Here is a 23,205-nt window from a genome sequence, read left to right on the forward strand (position 1 = left end):
CTATAGTCCGCGCCAGACTGAAATTCCCAAAAAATCGTTCTGATACAAGGAGCCATCCATGAGCTACCCGCCGTTTTTTCTAATGTGCAACCCGATCCAGGATTATGTCTGGGGCAGTCGTGACTCCCTGACCACGCTGTTTGGCATCAAAAATCCCGAAGGCAAACCACAAGCTGAACTGTGGATGGGCGCTCACCCCAATGGCTGCTCCGAAGTGACGCTGGCGGGCGAGAGCGTGAAGCTTTCCAGCCTGATTGAAGCCAACCCCGTCGCCATGCTGGGCGAAGCCACCCAGGCGCGCTTCGGCTCACTCCCCTTCCTGTTCAAGGTGCTCTGCGCCGAGCAAGCGCTCTCCATTCAGGTACACCCGAGCAAGGCACAGGCAGAGGCCGGTTTTGCCAGAGAAGAGGCCGCAGGCATCGATATCAAGGCGAGCAACCGCAACTACAAGGATCCGAACCACAAGCCGGAGCTGGTCTTTGCCCTCACCCGCTATCAGGCGATGAACGGCTTTCGCGCCATCCCGGCCATCCTGGCCCTGTTCGCTCACATGGCGCTGCCCGCGCTGGCCGACCTGACCGCGGCGCTGCGTCAGTCACAAAATGAAGCGGGCCTGCAGCACTTCTTCCACCAACTGCTGATCCTCAGCGGTGAGCGCAAGGACGAGGCGCTGGCTGGCCTGCTGACCTATGCCGCCGCCCATCAGGATGAAGAGACCTTCGCCACCATCAGCAATCTGGCCAACCAGTACCCGGGGGATGTGGGACTCTTCTCACCGCTGCTGCTCAACGTGGTGACGCTTGAGCCGGGTCAGGCGATGTTCCTCGATGCCCAGACCCCCCACGCCTACATTCACGGCACTGGCCTCGAGATCATGGCCAACTCCGACAACGTGCTGCGTGCCGGTCTGACCCCCAAATACATGGATGTGCCGGAGCTGCTGGCCTGCACCCGCTGCGTCGCCAAACCGGACGACCAGATCCTGCTCAGCCCCCGCATGGAAGGCACAGTACAGCACTTCGACGTACCGGTACCGGACTTCACCTTCAGCGTGTATGGCGCAGGGGAACATGCCCTCACCACCGGCAATGCCGAGATCCTGTTCGCCATCGATGGGCCCATCACCCTGATTGGCCAGGATGGCGAGCGTCTGACACTGACCATCGGGCAATCTGCTTTTGTGCCCGCCAGCACCGGCGATTATCGCGTGACGGCTGAAGGGCGTTTTGCCCGCGCCAGCAACCGCTGATCCTGCTGAGCCATCGGCTCACTACCGTCTGTTCAAAGGGCCCTTCAGGGCCCTTTTTTCCAGCTCATCTGACCACGTGGGGGTGGGTGCGACTCACAAAATCGGTCATTTAACCCAATGCCGAAGAATAACACGTTGACTTATAATGATTAATATCATTTAGCCTCCGTGGTCACGCCACCCTGCGGTTATGCGAGCCAGCTCACACCCTTCCCTACACGTCATAAAAATCCAGTTAATGCCATTTTTTTCCTCTGTCCCCGGATATTAATCAAAGAAATAATAGAAACCGTTAATTTACAGGCAACAGGAAAAACATTTAAGAGCATTTATATATTCCAGATGTAACACAGCTCAGCCACTTATTTCATAAATGTAAGGGGCGATTTTTAAATCAGGCTATGGCTGCCTGTTATTTTCCTGCGCTTTTATTTTTCTGCCTGTATGGCCAGATCGTTTTCACTATCCATGTTATCTGGCTGATATTTCCCCCTGTCACTCTGACTATCCAGTGACAGCCGGGATAATACATGCAGATGGCCCTCTCATCCGGCAGATATTCATTGGCTGATCCGGCGACTGCATTATCGGTTTTTATACGTTCGATACCCTACTTTCATTAACCTGTGGCGACAAATATGAAACTGAAACGTTCCTTACTTGCGTGTGCCGTACTGGCTGGTCTGGTTGGTATATCCGGCTGTCAAAATGACTCGGATACCGCGGTCGATAACAATAAAGAGACCAGCGTCTCCCGTTACGTCAATCCGTTTATTGGCACAGGAAATCTGGGTAACACCTATCCCGGCGCCACCACCCCGCATGGCATGGTGCAGCTTTCGCCCAACAACGGTGCCAACGGCTGGGAATATATCTCCGGCTATTACTACCACGACAATCGCCTCGCCGGATTTTCTCATACCCACCTCTCGGGGGCCGGAGCCGGAGATCTCAACGATATTCTGGTGATGCCGATCAACTCCCGCTCCAATTTCATGCTGAACGAGGGGTCTGCCTCCCTGAATCTGGAGGCCTCCCGTTACAGCCACAAGGATGAAGAGGCAACCGCGGGCTACTACAAGGTCGATCTGAAGGATTACGGCATCAAGGCCGAGCTGACCGCCTCGGATCGGGTGGGTGTTCATCGCTACACCTTCCCGCAGGATAAAAAGTCGGAAATCGTGGTCAACCTCGGCTTCAAGGTCAACTGGGACTACACCTCCGACTCCTATCTGAAATGGGACAAAACCAACAACCGGATCGAAGGCCACCGCTTCTCCGACGGCTGGGCCCCCAGCCAGAAAGAGTTCTTCGTGATGGAGTTCGACCAGCCCATCAAAAACATCCGCTTCGCCTACTTCGACAAAGACCAAAACCGCTATCTGGATCTGCCGGAAGGCACCACCGAGATCGGCAACGAGACCCGAGGCAAATATCAGTACGCTCGCGCCTATGTGGAATTTGATACCGCAGATAAGGGCCTGGCCGTCGAGGCCAAGGTGGCCCTCTCCAACGTCGAGATCGGCCGGGATGGCAACGCTGGCGCCTCCCTCAACATGACCGAAGTGGCCAACATGTCGTTTGACGATGTGCGTCAGGCAGCCACCCAAAAATGGGAAGAGGAGCTGGGCAAGATCCGGGTCAGTGGGGATGAGGAGTACAAACAGACCTTCTATACCGCGCTCTACCACACCTATCTGGGCCAGACCATCCACTCCGATCTGGACGGACGTTACCGCCAGGTCCATCAGGGACGCAATGCCTACCCGGATGGCAACACGCCGTGGGGCGAGCAGATCGACACCCTCAAGGAGTCGGTACGCACCGCCGATGCCAACCGGGATGGCAAAGCGGACTTTACCCGTTACGACACCTTCTCCCTGTGGGACACCTACCGCGCAGTACAACCCCTCTCGTCACTGCTGGAGCCGGATCGCCTCGCCGATGTGGTGCTCTCCATGCTCTCCTACGCCGAGGAGGAGTGGATGGACGATCAAGGTAACCTGCGCAAGGGCAGATTGCCGGAGTGGACCTTCAAGGGTAACGAGACCGGCATGATGATGGGCATGCACTCCACCCCGGTGATCCACGATGTGCTCTCCAAAGGCTCGCTGGACCGACGGATGATCGCGCTGGGCTTCAGCGATACGGAACGTCAGGAGATCAAGGAGCGACTGGTGACGGCCATGATCACCGATGCCCGCGCATCCACCAGCCAGGGGGTCGCCTGGATCAAGGAGTACGAGCAGCAGGGCTATGTGCCTGCCCAGTTGCACGACACGCCGCCGACCAACGACTGGGAATCACACTCTCCCTTCAAGGATGCCTGGACCTCCTCCTACTCGCTGGAGTACTCCATGGATGACTGGGCGATCGCCCAATCGATTAAGGCGGTGTTTGGCGAAAGTGATCCCCGCTATCAGGAGTTTGCCGATCGCTCCAAGAACTGGCAGGCGCAGTTTGACTTTGGCGGCAAGCAGTACAAAGGGTGGTTCAAGGCCCGCGACTACGATGGCAACTTCATCGATGCCGGTTGGGTCGATCCGAAAACCGGCCGGGCGGTGGGCAAGGATTGGCGCCCGGACATGTTCAACTGGTCATTCGCCGAATCCAACGGCTGGCAATACGCCTTCAGCGTGCAGCATGACATCCACGGTCTGGTCGATCTGATGACCCGTTTCGATCAGACCCGGAATCCTCAGGCCAAACGTGGCGAACTGTTTGCCAAGCGACTGGACGAGTACTGGACCACCTACCCTGATCGCAACGCTGGCGACAACCAGTTCCCGGTATTCAACACCGGTAACGTGGGTCAGCACGTGCAGGGCAACGAGCCGGATATCCATGTGCCCTACCTCTACAACTACGTAGGGCAACCCTGGAAGGGACAGGCCGCCATCGCGGCAGCCACCAACGTCTGCTACAAAAACACCCCTGACGGCATCTGTGGCAACGATGACTTTGGCACTCTCTCTGCCTGGTTCGTGTTCCGGGCGCTGGGCTTCTTCCCGGTCAATGCATCCTCCGGCATCTACGAGATTGGCACCCCCATGTTCGACACCGCCTCGCTCGATGTGGGCGCTGGCAAGCAGTTCACCGTCACGGCTCAGAACGTCAGCCGCGACAACATCTACATCCAGTCTGCTCGCCTCAATGGCAGCGAGTTCAATCGCAGCTACCTCACCCATGAGGAAATCCTCAGTGGCGGCAAGCTTGAATTCGTGATGGGCGATAGCCCCAACCAGAACTGGGCCAGCCAGCCGGAAGATCTGCCGCCTTCGCAAGGTATCGGCACCTTCCTGCACGAAGGCGACCTGCCAGCCGGTTCCCGTTAATCACCTGTTCGGGGGAGGGTTCCCTCCCCCATCACCACTCAAAAATGGAATGACCATGTTCAAGTGCAATCTGCTTTCTCTTGCGGTGATTGCCGCGCTGACCGGTGGCATCGCCGGTTGCAACAGTGAGAGCGAGTCTACCGCTATCGAGAAACCGGTGACTCCGGTTGTCGATCTGTCGCTACTGAAATACGTTGACCCCATGATAGGCACCGCCGCCTCCGGCCACACCTTCCCAGGTGCCACCCGCCCTGCCGGCATGGTGCAGCTCTCGCCGGATACCTTTATTGGCTCCAGCACCGATCATGAGAGTGGGCTCAACCCCTGGCACTCCGCCTCCGGCTACTGGGACTCCTCCAATTACCTCACGGGCGAGATCATCGCGACCGATGTGCCGCTCTACGGTTTCTCCCATACCCATCTCTCCGGTACCGGTGCCACCGATCTGGGCGATATTCTGGTACTGCCCTACGCCGAGATAGCTGACGCCCAGCTCAACGCCTTTGACAAAACCAACGAGCACGCCAGCGCCGGTTATTACCAAACCAGGCTGAACAAGGGGGGGATTGAGGTTGAGCTGACCACCACCAAACGGGTCGGTTTGCACCGCTACACCTTTGCCAAGGGGGCGGATCGCAATGTGAAATTCGATCTGGGCCATACCCTGCTCAACAACAACGGCCAGTCGCTCAAAAACAAAATCGAAGTGGTGGATGAGTACACTATTCGCGGCCGTAAAACCTCCACGGGTTGGTTCCAGGGCCAAAACCATCAGGGCCAGAACATCTTCTTCTACGCCAAATTCAACCAACCTGTGGCCAGGGCCATGCTGGGCGAGCAGGACAAGATGCCGACCCGGGAGATGCGCCCCAACAGCGTCTATCAAGGGGATGACCTGACCGCCTACCTCAATTTTGGCCAGGGTGACCAACCGCTCGAGATCCGGGTCGGTATCTCGGCGGTGAGCTGGCAAGGAGCACAGAAGAATCTGGAAGCGGAAGCCCCCACCTTTGATTTTGCCAAGGTGAAATCAGACGCCGAATACGCGTGGGCCGAAAAGCTGGCAACACTCAAAACCGAAGGGGGGACGGAGACCGAGAAGACCAATTTCTACACCGCTCTCTACCACATGATGATCGCCCCTATCGAGCTCTACGATGTGGATGGCAAGTATCTTGATATGCAGGGCACCCTGCGCACCCTGCAACCTGGCGATACCCCCAACTACTCCATCTACTCGACCTGGGATACCTTCCGCGCCGTTCACCCGATGTGGACCATTATGGACCCGCCACAGGCGACTCTCTACGCCAAGGATCTGATCCGCAAATCCAACGTGGAGTTCGGCCTGCTGCCCAAATGGGAAGGTCACGGCTCGGAAACCGGCACCATGATTGGCTACCCCTCGGCGGCCATCCTTGCCGATGCGGTGACCAAGGGGCTGATCGATGCCGAGGAGGCGCTGCAAGCCTCGGTCAAATCGGCCCACTACCGGCCTGCCGATTACCCGCAGATCCATGACGACATTCTGAGCTCGCTGATGGCCGGTCAGCTCAGCTATCACGAAAAAGAGCAGTGCGTCCGTTATCCCAACTGGAACTCGGTCTCCTACTCGCTGGAGTTCTCTTTCTACGACTGGACCATCGCCGAGATGGCGAAAGCTGCGGGCGACATGACCACCTATCAGGAGTTCAAGACGCGCTCCTACAACTCGCTCAAGCATTGGGATCCCCAGGCTGGCAATGCCGATGGCAAGGGCTTCTTCGTGCCGACCGAGCTGAAAAATGGCGACCCGTGCGCCCTGAAATACGCGCCAGCCGATTTCGATCCCTACAAGTCAGATGCCTTCTACTACACCGAGGGCAACGCCTGGCAGTGGCAGTGGTCATTCATGCAGGATCTCGACAAGCTGACCGAGATCATGGGCGGCCAGCAGGGGCTGAACGACAAGCTCGACAACCTGTTCAACGCCGACCCCAACGGGGGCGAAGCACATCAGGACATGACGGGTTATATCGGGCAGTACATCCACGGCAACGAGCCCTCCCACCACGTCATCTATCTCTACAACCGCACCGCCCAGCCCTGGAAAGCGCAGGAGTACCTCGACCGGGTCTACAAGGAGTTCTACAAAAACAGCCCGGATGGCCTGATCGGCAATGAAGACGTCGGGCAGATGTCGGCCTGGTACATCATGAGCGCCATGGGCTTTTATCAAATCTCCCCGGGCGACCCGACCTACACCATAGGTCGTCCCATCTTTGACAAGGTCACCATCAATCTGCCCGACGGCCAGTTCAAGGTGGTGGCACAGAACAACAGCCCGGACAACCTCTATGTCAAAGAGGTCACCATCAATGGCAAGCCACTCAACCAGTACAACACCTTCGCCCACAGCGAGATCCGTCCCGGTGGTGAACTGCGCTTTGTGATGACCAACCAGCAAGCGACCCCGTAACTCTACAAGCGGCAAGCCACCCGGCTTGCCGCGTTTTCATATCCGGAATTGAGGAACAACGATGTTCAAACCCCACAAGCTGGCCATCATGGTGACCGCCCTGCTTGGCCTCTATGGCTGCAACACAAACGATGAGACCACCGACGATGGCCGCCCCGACAATGCCCTGCAGGTGCTGCAATATGTCGATCCGCTGATCGGCACCGATGGGCTGGGCAATGTCAATCCGGCCCCCGTCATGCCGGAGGGGATGATCCAGCCGGGCCCGGATAGCTGGAACCAAGCCAACTGGAATGGCAAGGGCACCCCTTCCGACTATCACCACCAGCTGGCCAAGCTTTCGGGCTTCAGCAGCACCCATATCTCGGGGGCGGGCAAGGGCGATTTCAATGATTTCGCCTTCCTGCCCTTCACCGGCAGCAATACCGACCCGGTCACCATCAACAAGCCGAGCGAGCTGTCGGAGGTGGGCTATTACAAGGCGGATCTGATAGAGACCGGCATCAAGGCCGAACTCACCGCCACCCAGCGGGTCGCCTTCCACCGTTACAGCTATCCGGCGGGTGAAGATCGCAAAGTCCAGCTCGATCTGCAGCACGAGCTGCTGGAGCAGTACGGCAACCACTCCCGCAACATTTACTTCAAGCGGGTCAGCGACAACGCCATTGCCGGAGCAAGAACCAGCAACGAGTGGGGGCAGTGGCAAACGGTCTTTTTCTACGCCGAATTTTCCGAACCCTTCGTGGAGCAGACCCTCTATGTCGATGGCAAATTGAGCAGCGACACCGAGGTGGGGCTGGCCGATTACATCGGGTATGGCGAAACCAGACCTCGGGTGCGAGATGTGGTGACCCGGCTCAACTTTGCCAAAGGGGAGCAGCCCATCACCATGAAGATGGCGATCTCGGGCACCGGCATAGAGGGGGCCATGGCCAACCTGCGCGCCGATGAACATGGCTACCGCTTCGATCAGGTGGTGCAGGAGAACAAACTGGCATGGGCGAAAGTGCTCAATAAGTTCACCCTGGAAGGTGGCAGCGATGCCGACAAGACGATGTTTTATACCTCGCTCTATCGCACCTACATTGCCCCCTTCGTCTATCAGGATGTGGATGGTCAATATCGCGGAATGGATGGCAAGGTGCATCAGGCCAAGCCGGGCTTTACCAACTATTCGGTCTACTCCATGTGGGACACCTTCCGCGCCGCCCACCCGCTGAAGACCATCATCGAAAAAGAGCGCGCCATCGACTATGTGCACGATCTGCTCAACAAATATAAAACCGGCGGCATCATGCCCAAATGGGAGCTGCACTCCGACTATACCGGCGAGATGGTCGGCTATCCGGCGGTCTCCATCATCGCCGATGTCATCGTCAAATACCCGGATGCATTCACGCCGGAAGAGATAAAGCTGGCATTGCAGGCGGCCAACGTTTCCGCCAACTTTGACCTCGAGCTGACCAAAAGCTGGGTGCCCTATCAGGATCCCTGGAACGGTGACAAGCGCTTCACCGTGATGACCCGTCACGGCCAGTATGCCGAGCAGCACGGCTATGTACCGGCCAACGTCAAATACAAGCCGGAAGAGGGGGGCATGGCGCAGGACAAGTACGATGAGCTGGTCAACGAGTCCGTCTCGTACGGCGTCGAGAATGCCTACTATGACTGGTGTATCGCCCAGCTGGCCCGCCTGGCGGGCGACAAGTCTGCCGAGAACCGCTATCTGACCCGGGCCACCACCTGGCGCGCCTATTTTGACTACAACCCAACGGAATATGGCAAATATGGCGCGACCGGCTTTATGCGCCCCAAAAATTACGATGGCAGCTGGGTCAACAACTACCCCTCCTGCGCTATCGATAAAAACGGCAACCCGGTCACGCCCCCACCAGGTTGCGACATCAACGACAGCAGCCGTTATGACACCTTCTGGCCCTATCGTGCCGAGCACCGGGGGCAGGACTTTACCGAAGGCAACACCTGGCAGTGGAGCTGGTTTGTTCCCCACGATATCGAGGGGCTCAAAGAGGTAATGGGTGGCGAGGAGAAATTCAGGAAGAATCTGGATGCCCTCTTCACCGCCAACTCCAACGCCGATACATCACAAGGGGATATGACCGGCTATATCGGGCAGTTCGTGATGGGGAACGAACCGGATCACCATGTTCCCTACCTCTATAACTGGACCAGGGAGCCGTGGAAAACCCAGGAGTATGTGGATCAGGCGGTGCGTAGCTTCTTCCATCCGACCACCACAGGGCTGATTGGCAATGAGGACGTGGGGCAAATGTCCGCCTGGTACATCATGAGTGCGCTTGGCTTCTATCAGGTCACGCCGGGAGTCCCGGTCTACACCATAGGTCGGCCGCTGTTTGACAAGGTGACGATGGATATCGATGGCGGAAAATTCACCGTGATCGCCGAAAACAATGGCCCCCAAAATATCTATGTGGAATCCGTCACCATCAACGGCAAACCGCTGGGGGAAAACCTGACCTTCAACCACAGCGATATTCGGGCAGGCGGTGAGTTGAAATTTATCATGACGGCGCAAAAACCGACCGGCTCAGATAATAAATAACCATCACTTATTGCCAATATATGTTCAGGCCCAAAGCTTCCTTTGGGCCTCTTTTTTGGTCGATTCACAAGAACACTCAAAAAATATGATGTGCTGCATCACATGATACGCGGATCACAAACAGACAGCCTTGTCACAAAAATCTAGTGAATGACACTTTTTTACTCTGTCGATGAAACAGGAGCCATGGGAATAATAACGCTCGCCGGGATTGACAGCGCCGCTCCTTGATATTGCGCAGGCACCACTCCGGCATCAAAAAATAAATTCTGACTGCTCACCCCCTACCCGATGGAGCCGTTCTATATGTTCAAGAAAAATATTCTGGCCATTACCCTGACCAGCACCCTGGCCATGTTATCCGGCTGCGATTCAGATAACAGCAACACCGATAACGACGATCAAAAGCCAACGCCAACCAATGTGTTGCAATACGTGAATCCATTTGTTGGCACTGGCTTTAACGGTCACACTTTTCCCGGCCCCGTGGTACCAGAAGGCATGGTGCAACTCTCGCCGGATACCGAACTGATAGGGTGGCACTCCTCCTCCGGCTATCACTTCGACAAAGACACCCTGTTCGGTTTTTCCCACACCCATCTCTCCGGCACCGGCATGGGGGGGCTCGGGGATATTCTGTTCCTGCCCTTTACCGAAGATAAGGCCAAATACATCGAGCCGAACAATGATTACCGCAAGGCCATCTCGGTCAAAATGGACAAAAAATCCGAGCAGGCCGAGCCTGGCTACTATGCGGTGCGTATCGCCGAAAATGGCATCAAGGCCGAGTTGACTGCCTCCGAGCGGGTGGGCTTTCACCGCTACACCTATCCGCAGGGCCAACCCCAACGGTTGAAGATCGACTTGAACTCGATCCTCAACAGCGACTGGGGCTCAAGTTCGCTGCGCAACAAACTCACCATCAGCGAAGATGGCTACACCATCACCGGCGAGCGGGATGCCACCCACTTCTCCGGCTGGGCGAAAAACCAGAAGATCTTCTTCCATGCGACCTTCGACAAGAAGATCAAAGGGGTCTACCTCCTCGCCGGGGGTGTACCGGTAGAGGGCTTGAGCGCCGAGCACAAGGCCAAGTCCAACGCCGATGTCACCGCCTACGTCGAGTTTGAAGAGGGCGGTTCTGCCCAGCTCAATGCCAAAGTTGCCCTCTCGGCGGTTGATGCCACCGGCGCACGGAAAAACTACCAGGCCGAAGGGGATGTATCGTTTGACGAGGCCCGCACCAATGCCCGCGACAAGTGGGCCAACGCCCTCAACTTCACCATTGAGGGGGGCAGCAAGAAGCAAAGCGAGATCTTCTACACCGCCCTCTATCACACCAAGATCGCCCCCATCGTCCATCAGGATGTGGATGGCAACTACCGCGGCATGGGCAAAGGGGCGCAGGCCAAGGGGGAAGGCAGCTACTCGATCTACTATGGTCAGGCGAGCGAAGAGCAGCCCAACTTCTCGGTCTACTCCCTGTGGGACACCCAGCGGGCGCTGCACCCGCTCAAGACCATCACCGAACCTACCCGCGCCGTGCAATATGCCAAGAACCTGATCCAGAAGTATCTGGAGAGCGGCCTGCTGCCCAAGTGGGAGCATCTGGGGGATGAGACAGGCACCATGGTGGGCTATCCGGCGGTGGTGGTGATTGCCGATGCCATCACCAAATACCCCGAGGCCTTCACCGCGCAGGAGAAAAATCTGGCGCTCAAGGCCGCCATCGACAGCTCCACCTATACCAACTACCCCATGCTGGCGACCGAGTGGGACAAGGCGGTGCTGGACAAGACCCTGACCAACCACATCGATTACATCGAGAAGAACGGCTTTGCGCCGGCGGTGCAGCGGATCGATGGTCAGCCCGTGTTCGCTGACTACACCCTCGAGTCAGTCTCCTACGGTCTGGAAAACGCCTTCTATGACTGGGCCATCGCCCGGATCGCCAAGGCGGCCGGCAACAAGGCCGCAGAGGCGCGCTATCTGGCCCGCTCGAACGGCTACCAGCGCTACTTCGACCACAATGCGGCCGAATACGCCCAGTACGGGGTGACCGGTTTCATGCGTCCGGTGATGATCGATGGCTCCTTCATGACGCCGTTTGATCCCTATGGCACCGAACATGAAACCGGCAACTATACCGAAGGTAACGCCTGGCAGTGGACCTGGTTTGTGCCCCATGACATCAAGGGGCTGAAAACCGCGATGGGCGGAGAAGAGGCCTTCAAGCAGAATCTGGATGCCACCTTCGCCGCCGAGAGTCAGGGGTCGGAGACCGCTGACATGACCGGGATGATGGGTCAGGTGGCCTTCGGCAATGAGCCTTCCCACCATATCCCCTACCTCTACAACTGGACCTCGGAGCCGTGGAAAACTCAGGAGACGGTCGACTACATCCTCGACACCATGTACTCGAACACCCCGGCAGGCATCATCGGCAACGAGGACGTGGGCTCCATGTCTGCCTGGTACGTCATGTCAGCACTCGGCTTCTATCAGGTGAATGCGGCAGACCCCGTCTACACCATCGGCCGCCCGCTGTTTGCCAAAGCGACCATCCCGGTCAAGGGGGGAACCTTCACCATCATCGCCGATAACAACAGCGCCAAGAACCGCTATGTCCAGTCGGTCACCATCAATGGCAAACCGCTCAAGGATGGCCTCTTCTTCGAGCACAAGGAGTTTGTACCCGGTGGCAACCTCCACTTCGTGATGGGCAATACCCCGCCACAGAAGTAACGAGCCATAGCATTGAAGTGACATTCAGCACGCACCCCATAAATGTCACTTTGTGATACCCGACGGCCCACGCCAGATGGATTGATAAAATCCAATCAGCGCCGGGCCGTTCTATTTTCAGTGGAGAGCGTCGGTGCAGCCATCAACCCATTTTTTCTCAAATCCGCCTTAAATCGGGCAATTAACCGCAAAAAATGGCCTTAAATACCGTTGCAAGGGTTTTTCCGTCATACCTTGACCGCTGTCACATCCCGCCATGAATTAAACAAAAACAACTATTGAGTCAAAGCTCAACACTTTGCGAGCTGGATCACACCGGCAAAACCATGCAACAAAAATCCAGTTATTGCTACATTCATCGCCTGTCCAACCCCACCATAGAGGGCAATAATGAGCCCAATTCGCAACGCATGACTTAGCCCTGACGGGAAAGGAGAGTGAGATGTTACCCACCATGACCAACGGCAGACTCATCTGCCTGGAGTTGAAGGCCACCAGCAAGGAGGCCCTGTTCGACGAGATGGCACAGATGCTGGCGCGCGATGGCGCCGTGTCTGATCAACAGCAATTCGTCAAAGATGTCTGGGCCCGCGAGCAGCTGGACTGCACCGGCTTCGAGCAAGGTGTCGCCCTGCCCCACGCCAAGAGCAAGGCGGTCAGCCGCCCGGCCATTGCCATCGGTGTCAGCCGTCAAGGTATCGAGTACGGCGCCGAAGATGGCAAGCCGACCCAGCTGATCTTCATGATCGCCTCCCCGGATGGCGGTGCCAACCACCACATCGAAGTGCTGGCCGAACTCTCTACCCGTCTGCTGGAGCCGGGCTTTATCGAGCAGATGAAGGCGGCCACCACTGTCGAGCAAGCACTGACCCTGCTCAAGCAAGGCCCGAAAGTGGCAAAGCCTGCCCCTGCCGCCAAACCGGCTGCCACTGCACCGGCTGAGCCCGAAGAGCGCACCTTCAAGGATCGCCTCAATACCATGAAGCAGCACCTGCTGTTTGGTACTTCCCACATGATCCCCTTCATCGTGGCGGGCGGTGTATTGCTGTCGCTGTCGGTGATGATGAGCGGCAAGGGCGCGGTGCCGGAAGCGGGCTTCCTCAAAGACATGGCCACCATGGGTATCGCCGGTCTGACACTGTTTACCGCCGTGCTGGGTGGCTACATCGCCTACTCGCTGGCTGACAAACCGGGCCTGGCCCCGGGTATGATCGGCTCCTGGATTGCCGTTCAGCACTATCAAACCGGTTTCCTCGGCGCCATTCTGGTGGGCTTTATCGCCGGTTTCGTGGTCAATCAGCTCAAACGGATCAAGCTGCCTGACTCCATGACCTCGCTTGGTTCCATCTTCATCTATCCGCTGATCGGTACCTTCCTGGTGTGTGGCATCGTGATGTGGGGGATCGGTGCCCCGATCGCCGCCATGATGGAAGGGATGAACCATTGGCTCTCCAGCATGGCAGGCTCCGGTAAAGTGATGCTGGGTGCCATTCTGGGTGGTATGACTGCCTTCGATATGGGCGGCCCGGTCAACAAGGTTGCTACCCTGTTTGCCCAGACTCAGGTCAACACCCAGCCCTGGCTGATGGGCGGCGTCGGTATCGCCATCTGTGTGCCGCCGCTGGGTATGGCACTGGCCACCTTCATGTCTCCGAAGCGTTACAAGAAAGAAGAGCGTGAATCCGGCAAAGCGGCCGCCATCATGGGCATGATCGGTATCAGTGAAGGTGCCATCCCGTTTGCCGCCGCTGACCCCATGCGTGTTATCCCGGCCATCGTCGCAGGCGGTATCGTCGGCAACATCACCGGTTTCATGATGCATAGTATCAACCACGCCCCCTGGGGTGGCTGGATTGTCCTGCCGGTTGTTGAAGGCAAGATGGGTTACATCCTGGGTACCATCCTCGGCGCCCTGACCACTGCCGTCATCGTCAACCTGCTGAAGAAGCCGGTAAGCGAAGAAGATGACGTGACCACCACCCAAACCAGCTTCGAAGTCATTGAAGCTGAAGGGGAAGCGGACGTACTGGCCATCACTGCCTGCCCGTCTGGCGTGGCCCACACCTTCCTGGCCGCCAAGAGCCTGCAGAAGGCCGCTGCCCAGCAGGGGATCAAGATCAAGGTCGAGACCCAGGGCGCCAACGGCATCATCAACCGCATCACCGCCAAGGATGTCGCCAACGCACGCTGCGTCATCTTCGCCCACGATGTGGCCATCAAATACCGTGAGCGCTTCACCAATATCGAAGTCATCGATGTGAAGACCAAAGAGGCGATTCACAATCCGGAAGGTCTGCTGGCCCGCACTCTGGGCAACAAGGCAAACGCCGCCTGATAGCAGTCAGACTCCACCTATCACAAGGGGCCCATCACGGGCCCCTCTCTATTGCCAACACCCCCATCCTGTTCCAAAGCAGAATACCATTTCAACTAACTCACAGAGAACATTCCAGACCAGCGTCGGCCCAATGGCACCACGTTCATGAACATATTGGCTAACTCGGGCAAATCAGTGCCCACACAATATGCGAGAAACCTCACGCTTGGCTGTGAGGTAGCACTATGGTGCACCATCCATCATGATGGCCTTCCGGCTGAATCCATCACACCCCATTCGAGGTCATTCCATCTTGTTGTCAATATTTGTTACAAATTTTGCCAGATAACAAAAACAGCACGCCTCAACCGCAGCATCTCTGAATTTTTCACCTATCCACCACGCTGGTTCAATCAGAATCATGGATATCTAAAAAACCATAATGCATTGTTTATTAAGAATATTAATTGTAACCTCCAAAACCAACCCTGCCTACTCGCCCACCCCCTAGGCGCCTGTGTTCGACAGTATTTCGCGATACCGCGGCTCACATGATGCCATTACGTTGATGTTCATTTATCAAACAGCCTCATTCTCCAGCATTTGCTGCGATGGTATATTGCCCGCCATTTCCATTTTGAGGTAGACCACGCCATTGTGGGCCCCTGCATTGAACACAAAAAAGAGGTTTCGGAATATGTTGAAGGTGCGTGGTATTTCGCTACTGCTGATGTTTTTACCCTTGTTCGCCTCCGCTTCTTATGGAGAAAATTTGTACGGCGAGGAGGGTATCCCCCGTATTTTAGGGGGGGGGCACTGTGGCTGCGCCCGGATGGATGGTTGCGCTCGGAAGTGCAGACGGTCGCTATGTGATCCGTCCATGGAATTTTTCTTGCGGGGGTGTGCTGATTGACAAGCAGTGGGTGCTGACGGCCGCTCACTGTGTTCAAGAGAAGCTACTAGATGATTTGGAGGTCGCAATCGGGCTCAACGACGTGGGCACGGGGATGAGATTTGCCAGAACCAAAATCGATCAGGTGATCATGCATGAGGCGTATCGGCGACAAGTTCTGGGCAACCTCGGTCGCAAGCTTGGGGGGACAGATTATGACTTGGCTCTGCTACACCTCGAATCACCGAGCAAAAACACGCCCATCACTATGGGGAGTGAAGAGGATGCAGTGGAGCGCAGACAACTGACCGCGTGGGGATACGGATATGATGGGCAAACTGTCCAGCCCGGACAAGATCTCCCCCACCGGGGGTTGAAGCAACTCGCTATGAAGTCTGCCGGCGTTGTTGACCTCTGGTATAAACGTTCAATACACACTACTAACCTCTTTGCCGGCGGTGTCATGGGCGAAGATGTCTGCCCGGGGGACAGCGGCAGCCCCTTGACCGATGCCAACGGACGTCTACAAGGGATCGCCAGTTTTAGCTCAGACCCCTGCGGACAAAAAGGAGTACCTGCGGCTTTCAGCTTTGTACTCCAGCCAGAACTGGCCGCCTGGATCCAGCAACGACCAACTGATATCAGCATCAGCAACCATCAGCTGGTTTCACTCGAGCAGAATGAGCCTCGCTGGGTTGGGGTAAACCTGTTCAACCCAACAACTGAGTCAATAGATATAGATCTGGCGAATATCGACGCAGACACGCGCGAGGCCCCCCAAAATGAGTGTCCCCCCACACTGGCCCCAGGGACAAGCTGCCAAGTGAAAGTGCTGGTGGGCAACGTCACACCGGAGCAGCCCTATACCCAGTCTCACCTCAAGGTAACCGTCATCAAAAAAAATGGGATCAGTCAACGACTAGAAGCCACTGTGGTTGGCAAGCTGAAGGGCACTACCCCGATGATCACGCCACCCCCTGCCTCAACACCGACCGCAGGCTCGGACTCCAGCGGTGGCGGTAGTACAGGCGCCGGAGCCTTGATGGCACTGTTATCACTGCTGTGTATCAGACGATTGAGCCCTTGGTCTGTCGCTCAAGAGAGTCCCCACAAGGCGCTCCGGCCCGCACCTGAGACGAGAACATAACGTAGCCTGATAGCAGTCAGACTCCACCTATCACAAGGGGCCCATCGCGGGCCCCTTTTCGTTGCATGCCGAGCAACCGCATATCATCCCACCGACCAAGCCACTGATTTAAAACATATTAACCAGTCACATCACGGATCTTGGCGAGCCGTCACAGAACGGTGACGTGTAAAAAAACAGCAATTGAAGCGCTGGTCAGATCTCATGTCAAATGGCTCCGCCTACTAAACTGGAGCATCACAAAAATGATAAAAATCAATAAATTGGTTCTGGCTGTTGCCCTCACCCTCACTGCCACCCCCTTGCTGGCGGCCCACTGGGAGTGCGGCGAGCACGTGCGCTTCGGCCTCCCCTCTGAATCGGATCAGAAGCTCTGCCGTGAAGGGTATGCCGTCGGCTACAACTACGACTACAAGGTGGCGGACTGGGTCTCCTACAGGATAACCGCCCAGAGCGCACAGGGCACAGTGCCGCGCAAGGATGCCTTCGCCGAGGACAGGGAGATCCCGGTTGCCTACCGCGCCACCCTCTCCGACGACAAGGGCTCGGGCTACGACCGTGGCCATCAGGCTCCGGCGGGAGACATGAAATCGAACAAGAACACCATGAAAGAGAGCTTCCTGCTGAGCAACATGACACCGCAGATCGGGGTGCTCAACCAGAAGGCGTGGCGCGTGCTGGAGGACAAGGTGAACAAGTGGGCTGTCTCCCGCAAGGATGTGCAGGTGATCACCGGCCCCATCTTTACCGGCTCTGAAGAGTCTATCGGTCAGGGTGTGGCGATCCCGAGTGCCTACTACAAGATCGTGATGGACCCGGCCAAACTGCAGGCCATCGCCTTTATCATGCCGCAGCAAGAGGTGCCCATCAGCCAGATCGCCGACTACCGGGTCTCGGTGCGCGAGGTGGAGGAGCAGACCCAGCTCAACTTCTTCAGCGATATGCCCGAAGAGCAGCAAGAGACGCTGGAAGCCCGCGTCTCCCCGATGTGGAACTGAGCGCGAACACTCACCAGAAGATAGATTGACACCCCATCTATCTTGCATCGCGATAGAGGAAGGGGCCAGCGCCCCTCGCAGCAGGGGGAGGTTCGTTCCCCCTGCCCTTTTCAGATGGCTGCTGACCCTTTGCGGCCACTTTTGCGGCCATTTTTGCGGCCACTAGTGTGGCATCACCCGACGACCCGCCCCGACTCACAGTTTGCCGCGCCGTTAGCTGCTATATTGTCCCCTCTTTGGCACTAACAGACTGAATTGACGCACATTTGCCTCGTCGCATCGGCCCGCAAACCGCTGCGCCACAACGCGATTCAGCCCGACAGAGGACCTTTTGATGAAACAGACCCTTCTTGCCCTCACCCTCGGCGGCCTGCTGGCGCTCTCGCCCCTCACCCTGCAGGCAGCCGAGAGTTCGATGCAGATGGAGCGCGACCTCAATACCCTGGTCAGCAAACGGCAGGCGGTGGACATGCTGCTCGGCGAAGCGCTGCAGATCTACAAGTCGCCAGCCAAGATCTCCCACGCCGGTTTTACCGCCAAGATGCCGAGCAATATGGAGCTGGTGACCGAGCGGCTGCTGGCCGCCTACCAGCTTGAACCCTACCGCACCGACCTGCTGATCTCGGCGGCCAACGCCCAGATCTACAACGGCAACCTGAGCCGCGCCATCACCTTGCTGGAGCAGGCGCTAGCCGTCGCCCCCGATGATCTCGACATCAACAGCTATCTCGCCATCTGGCAGCTGGTGAAGGGCAACAAGGAGGCCTCCCGCAGCTATCTGGCGAAAGTGGCGGATCGCAACGGTGGCCGCGCCGCCGATCTGGAGGAGATCATCGCCCGGGTACAGCGGATCACCGCCGCCCCGCTGCAGACCGAACTGACCGGGGATCAGCTCAAGGCTACCCAAGAGGGCAAGCGCGCCATCGTCACTCTGGGCTACGCCCTCAATCCCGACGGCAGCATGGACAAGATCCTGCTTGGCCGCCTGCAAACCACTCTGGAGCTGGCCAAGGCCGACCCGGAGGCGCTGATCATCCTGACCGGCGGCGTGCCGCAGAACCGCCAGACCGAAGGCAAGCTGATGGCCGACTGGCTGGCCAATCACGGCATCGACCGCAGCCGCCTGATTGAAGAGAACTACGCCACCAACACAGTGGATAACGCCCTCTACAGCGCCTATGCCCTCGCCCGCCACCAGATTGACTATGCGGTGCTGGTGAGCTCCGTCAGCCATGTGCGCCGCGGTCAGGCGGTGCTGGAAATCGCCTGCGACCAGATTGGCCCGGCCAACATCAAGGTGGCGAGCGTCAGCTACCCCGACAAGCCCATCGAGGAGCTGGCCACCCCGAGCGAAAGCGAGCTGCTCGGCATCTACCGCGACGCCCTGCGCACCTACGGCATGTGGAGCTACCGATCTGCACCGCTGATTGAGCGTTGATCGGCCATCCACACGAAAAAGAGAGGGAGGCATCATGCCTCCCTCTCTTTTTATTGGCCGATGATTGGCCGAGCCGCGCTCGTTAACTGACGATAAAGCCCTGCGAGGGGGCCGCTTTGGGATCGTCACCGAAGCGGTTCGGCCCCTGCTGGCCGTTGCAAACCATAAAGTAGATGAGCACCAGGGTGCCGATAATGGGGATAAGCCCGAGCAGCAGCCACCAAGCGCTACGGTCGGTGTCGTGCAGGCGACGGGCCGCCACCGCCAGCGATGGCAGCAGCACCGCCAGCGAATAGATGGAGCTTATCAGCTCCTTGTCGCCGCCAATCAGCTTGTCCACCATGCCGAGCAGCAGCATGACGATGATGTTGCACAGCACGAACATCCAGTATTCGGTGCGGCGGGCCCGCCCGCTGAATACCGCATATTGCTTGAGGACCGAGATATACCAGTTCATTGCGCCTCCAGAGTGGCGGTTACGCCAGTGAGTAAAAAGAGAGTCGATAAAACAAGTAGTTAAGAGCTTAACGCGATCATCCCTCCGAGTCGACAAGGATGCCCGAACGCCTCCCAAACTAATCAGCTACGGCAATGATTGACCGGCCCGAGCCGGGGAGAGCTGCGCCCCTGCAACAGGGCAAATCCCCCCCATCAGCGCATCACTCTCGTCACAAGCAGGAAAATGGTGCTTAATAATCCATTAGCAATCGTATGGACTCAGCGTGAGGATAGCGGTAGATTCGGCGCCCAATCCTGAACAGGATCTGTGTCTCCCTCCCATAATGAATCCACTTATTCATTACTTCTCCTAACACAGGGATAGCCATGAGTATTACACGCAGAGATTTTCTCAACGGCGTTGCCATCACCATTGCGGCAGGCATCGCCCCCATCAATCTGCTCAAGGCTGCCGAAGGCGGCAGCACGCTGGCGGATAAAACCCTGGCCTACCCGCCCGCCCTCACCGGCCTGCGCGGCAACCACCCGGGCTCTTTCGAACCGGCCCACAGCATCGCCCGTGACGGCAAGCAGTATGATTTTGCCAATATTCCCCTTGAGGGGGAGTACGATCTGGTGATCGTCGGCGCCGGGATCAGCGGTCTGGCCGCCGCCTGCTTCTATCAGCAACTGCTCGGCGCGGATAAAAAGATCCTGCTGCTCGACAACCACGACGACTTTGGCGGCCACGCCAAGCGCAACGAGTTCACCACTCCCGATGGCCTGCGTCTGGGTTACGGCGGCAGTGAATCCCTGCAATCACCGCGTTCGGTCTACAGCCCGGTGGCGCTCGGCCTGCTCAAGGCGCTGGAGGTCAACATTGACGAACTGGCCAAAGGGTTCCAGCAGACCTTCTATCCGGATCTGGGACTGAGCCGCGGCGTCTATTTCGACGAGAAGCACTTTGGCGTCAACAAGATAGTGAACGGGGATCCGGGCCACAACGTAGCGGACGACATCCCCCGCGATCGCCTGAACGGCCGGCCGCTGGCAGAGTTTATCGGTGACTTCCCCCTCGATGATGCCGACAAGGCCGCCCTGTTGGCGCTGCACGAATCGAAGATCGACTACCTGAGCGGCATGACCCGCGAGCAGCAGGACGAGTGGGTGACTCGCAACAGCTACACCACTTTCCTGCGCGATAAAGTGGGCCTCAGCGAGCGGGCGATCACTTACTTCCAGCAGCGCACCAACGACTTCCAGGCGGTCGGTATCGACGCCACCGCCTGCGCCGATGCGCGCCTGTGCGCCTTGCCGGGTTTCGACGGCCTCAATCTGACGCCGCTGGATGCCGAGGAGCAGGCGGAGCTGGACGACCCCTACATCTTCCACTTCCCCGATGGCAACGCCGGTCTCACCCGCCTGATGGTGCGCAAGCTCATCCCGCAAGTGGCACCGGGTCACACCATGCAGGATGTGGTGCTGGCCAAGTTTGACTACGGCAAGCTCGACCTGCCGGAACACAAGGTGCAACTGCGCCTTGGCAGCACGGCGTTGCAGGCCAAAAACGTGCGCCTCGCCGACGGCAAGCTGGCGGTAGATGTCACCTACATCAAGGAGGGGAAACTGCATCGGGTACGGGCCAAGCAGTCAGTCATGGCGGGCTACAACATGATGATCCCCTACATGGTGCCCGAGATGCCGGAGCCCCAGAAGGAGGCGCTGCGCCAGAATGCCAAGGCGCCACTGGTCTACACCAAGGTGGTTATCAAAAACTGGCAAGCCTTCGTCAAGCTCGGGGTACACGAGGTCTACTCCCCCGCGGCCCCCTACAGCCGGGTCAAGCTCGACTATCCGGTCAGCATGGGTGGCTACGAGCATCCCAAGAGCCCGGATCAGCCGATGTGCCTGCACATGGTCTATGTACCGACCCTGCCGGGCAGCGGCCTCTCGGCCCGCGAACAGTCCCGCAAGGGGCGCGCCATGATCCTCGGCATGCCGTTCGAGCAGCATGAACAGATGATCCGCGAGCAGTTGCAGGGAATGCTCGGCAGCGCCGGTTTCAACCATGAGCAGGATATCCTCGCCATCACGGTCAACCGCTGGTCTCACGGCTACTCCTATGTCACCAACACCCTGTTTGATGACGAAGCGCAGTGCGAAAAATGGATTGAACTGGGCCGCCAGCCCATCGGCAACATCACCATCGCCAACTCGGATGCGGGCTGGAGCCCTTACGCCCACGCCGCCATCGACGAAGCGTGGCGCGCCGTCAACGAGCTGGTTGCCATGAGCAAGGGAGGTGCCCAATGAGCCGCGCCCTGTCACTGACGGCCAGCGCCCTGCTGCTGGCCCTGCCCGCCCTTGCCGCCAACGCAGCCCCCGCGATGTCGGCGGGTGAATACGTGGCCAAGCTCGGCGATTGCGCCGCCTGTCACACCAGCGAGACCAGCAAGCCGCTGGCGGGCGGCAAGGGTTTCCCGACCCCCATCGGCACCGTATTTGCCACCAACATCACCCCCGACAAGAGCCACGGTATCGGCAACTACAGCCTGCCGGAGTTCATCAAGGTGATGCGCGAAGGGGTGGCCCGCGATGGCCATCGCCTCTACCCGGCCATGCCCTACACCGCCTACGCCAAGATGAGCGATAAGGATCTCGAAGATCTCTATCACCATCTGATGAAAGAAGTGCAGCCGCAGGCCATCCCCAACAAGGAGAGCGACATCCCCTGGCCGCTCAACATGCGCTGGCCGCTGATGGGCTGGAACTGGCTCTACCACGATGACAGCCGCTTCACCCCGGTAGCCAGCAAGAGCGAAGAGTGGAATCGCGGCGCCTATCTGGTGCAGGGTGCCGGTCACTGTGGCAGTTGCCACACCCCGCGCGGATTGGGGATGCAGGAGAAAGCGCTGACCGAGGCGGATCCCGTCTACCTGAGCGGTGCGGCGCTGGATGGCTGGTATGCTCCCGACATTCGCGGCAGCCGTTACAGCAAGCAGGCGCTGATCGATCTGCTGAAAACTGGCCGCAGCCAGCATGAAGCGGTCGCAGGCCCCATGGGGGAAGTGATCACTCACAGCAGCCAGTATTTCAGCGACGCCGATCTGGCCAGCATCGCCACCTATCTGACCGACCTGAAAGATGAGCCGGTCGCTGAGAAAGGTGCCCGAGCCTATGCCAGTGCCAGCGGCAAGGCGGACTACGCCATGTACTGCTCCACCTGTCACGGGGTCAACGGCCAGGGCAATGATCACGTCATCCCCTCGCTGGTGAACAACCGCACCGTGCTGGCGGGCGATCCGTCGAGCCTGATCAATGTGCTGCTGCACGGCGCCGAGACCCCGGTCACCCGCGGTCATCTCGGCTACCACATGCCGGGTTATGGCTGGACCCTGGATGACGAGCGACTCGCCGAGCTGGTCAACACCCTGCGCGCCTCCTGGGGCAATGAAGGCACCGCCGTCAAGGCGGCGGCGGTAAAAGCCCAGCGCGAGCTGCACGGCAAGGAGTAAAACTCCGGCGCCAGTGCAGCACCATCGCTCACGCTGCAGCATAAAAACGGGCCTCCAGTGGAGGCCCGTTTGCTATTGGTGAACCGCTG

12 protein-coding genes are annotated in these 23,205 nt (G+C 58.1%); 11 read left to right on the forward strand and 1 reads right to left on the reverse strand.

Annotation, left to right across the window (positions count from 1 at the left end):
• The first annotated feature begins 58 nt into the window (after nt 1-58).
• The 9 genes from manA (at nt 59) to OKC27_RS00600 (ending at nt 19,163) form a co-directional block, all read left to right on the forward strand.
• Nucleotides 59-1,249 (forward strand): mannose-6-phosphate isomerase, class I, encoded by a 1,191-nt coding sequence (manA, locus tag OKC27_RS00560; RefSeq protein ID WP_270805789.1) that lies wholly within the window; start codon nt 59-61, stop codon nt 1,247-1,249.
• Between the two features lie 638 nt (nt 1,250-1,887).
• Nucleotides 1,888-4,584: a GH92 family glycosyl hydrolase gene (locus OKC27_RS00565; protein WP_270805791.1), complete on the forward strand. Its 2,697-nt coding sequence runs from the start codon at nt 1,888-1,890 to the stop codon at nt 4,582-4,584.
• 55 nt (nt 4,585-4,639) lie between these two features.
• Nucleotides 4,640-7,042 (forward strand): GH92 family glycosyl hydrolase, encoded by a 2,403-nt coding sequence (locus tag OKC27_RS00570; protein WP_270805792.1) that lies wholly within the window; start codon nt 4,640-4,642, stop codon nt 7,040-7,042.
• 61 nt (nt 7,043-7,103) lie between these two features.
• On the forward strand, nt 7,104-9,626 hold the full coding sequence (locus tag OKC27_RS00575; protein WP_270805793.1) for a GH92 family glycosyl hydrolase: 2,523 nt from the start codon (nt 7,104-7,106) through the stop codon (nt 9,624-9,626).
• Nucleotides 9,627-9,932: 306 nt separating this feature from the next.
• Nucleotides 9,933-12,371, forward strand: a complete 2,439-nt coding sequence (locus OKC27_RS00580) for a GH92 family glycosyl hydrolase (protein ID WP_270805794.1) — start codon at nt 9,933-9,935, stop codon at nt 12,369-12,371.
• A gap of 442 nt (nt 12,372-12,813) precedes the next feature.
• A complete protein-coding gene (locus OKC27_RS00585; protein WP_042657222.1) occupies nt 12,814-14,706 on the forward strand; it encodes a PTS fructose transporter subunit EIIC in 1,893 nt (630 codons plus the stop codon).
• An 818-nt stretch (nt 14,707-15,524) separates the two neighbouring features.
• Nucleotides 15,525-16,727, forward strand: a complete 1,203-nt coding sequence (locus OKC27_RS00590; RefSeq protein ID WP_270805851.1) for a S1 family peptidase — start codon at nt 15,525-15,527, stop codon at nt 16,725-16,727.
• Nucleotides 16,728-16,972: 245 nt separating this feature from the next.
• Nucleotides 16,973-17,725 (forward strand): DNA/RNA non-specific endonuclease, encoded by a 753-nt coding sequence (locus OKC27_RS00595; protein WP_270805795.1) that lies wholly within the window; start codon nt 16,973-16,975, stop codon nt 17,723-17,725.
• Nucleotides 17,726-18,059: 334 nt separating this feature from the next.
• Nucleotides 18,060-19,163: an ElyC/SanA/YdcF family protein gene (locus OKC27_RS00600; RefSeq protein ID WP_270805797.1), complete on the forward strand. Its 1,104-nt coding sequence runs from the start codon at nt 18,060-18,062 to the stop codon at nt 19,161-19,163.
• Nucleotides 19,164-19,245: 82 nt separating this feature from the next.
• Here the strand turns inward: OKC27_RS00600 and OKC27_RS00605 are convergent, their stop codons facing one another.
• Nucleotides 19,246-19,620 (reverse strand): DUF805 domain-containing protein, encoded by a 375-nt coding sequence (locus OKC27_RS00605; RefSeq protein ID WP_075114395.1) that lies wholly within the window; start codon nt 19,618-19,620, stop codon nt 19,246-19,248.
• Between the two features lie 368 nt (nt 19,621-19,988).
• Between OKC27_RS00605 and OKC27_RS00610 the strand changes: the two genes are divergently transcribed.
• Entirely contained in the window at nt 19,989-21,914 is a 1,926-nt protein-coding gene (locus tag OKC27_RS00610; RefSeq protein ID WP_270805798.1) for an NAD(P)-binding protein, read from the forward strand.
• Nucleotides 21,911-23,116 carry a c-type cytochrome gene (locus tag OKC27_RS00615; protein WP_270805799.1) on the forward strand — a complete coding sequence of 402 codons (1,206 nt, stop codon included), beginning with the start codon at nt 21,911-21,913 and terminating at the stop codon, nt 23,114-23,116. The genes OKC27_RS00610 and OKC27_RS00615 overlap by 4 nt, the downstream gene beginning before the upstream one ends.
• Nucleotides 23,117-23,205 lie beyond the last annotated feature (89 nt).

The organism is Aeromonas sp. QDB62 (assembly GCF_027705695.1).
In the GTDB taxonomy this organism is placed as follows: domain Bacteria; phylum Pseudomonadota; class Gammaproteobacteria; order Enterobacterales; family Aeromonadaceae; genus Aeromonas; species Aeromonas allosaccharophila.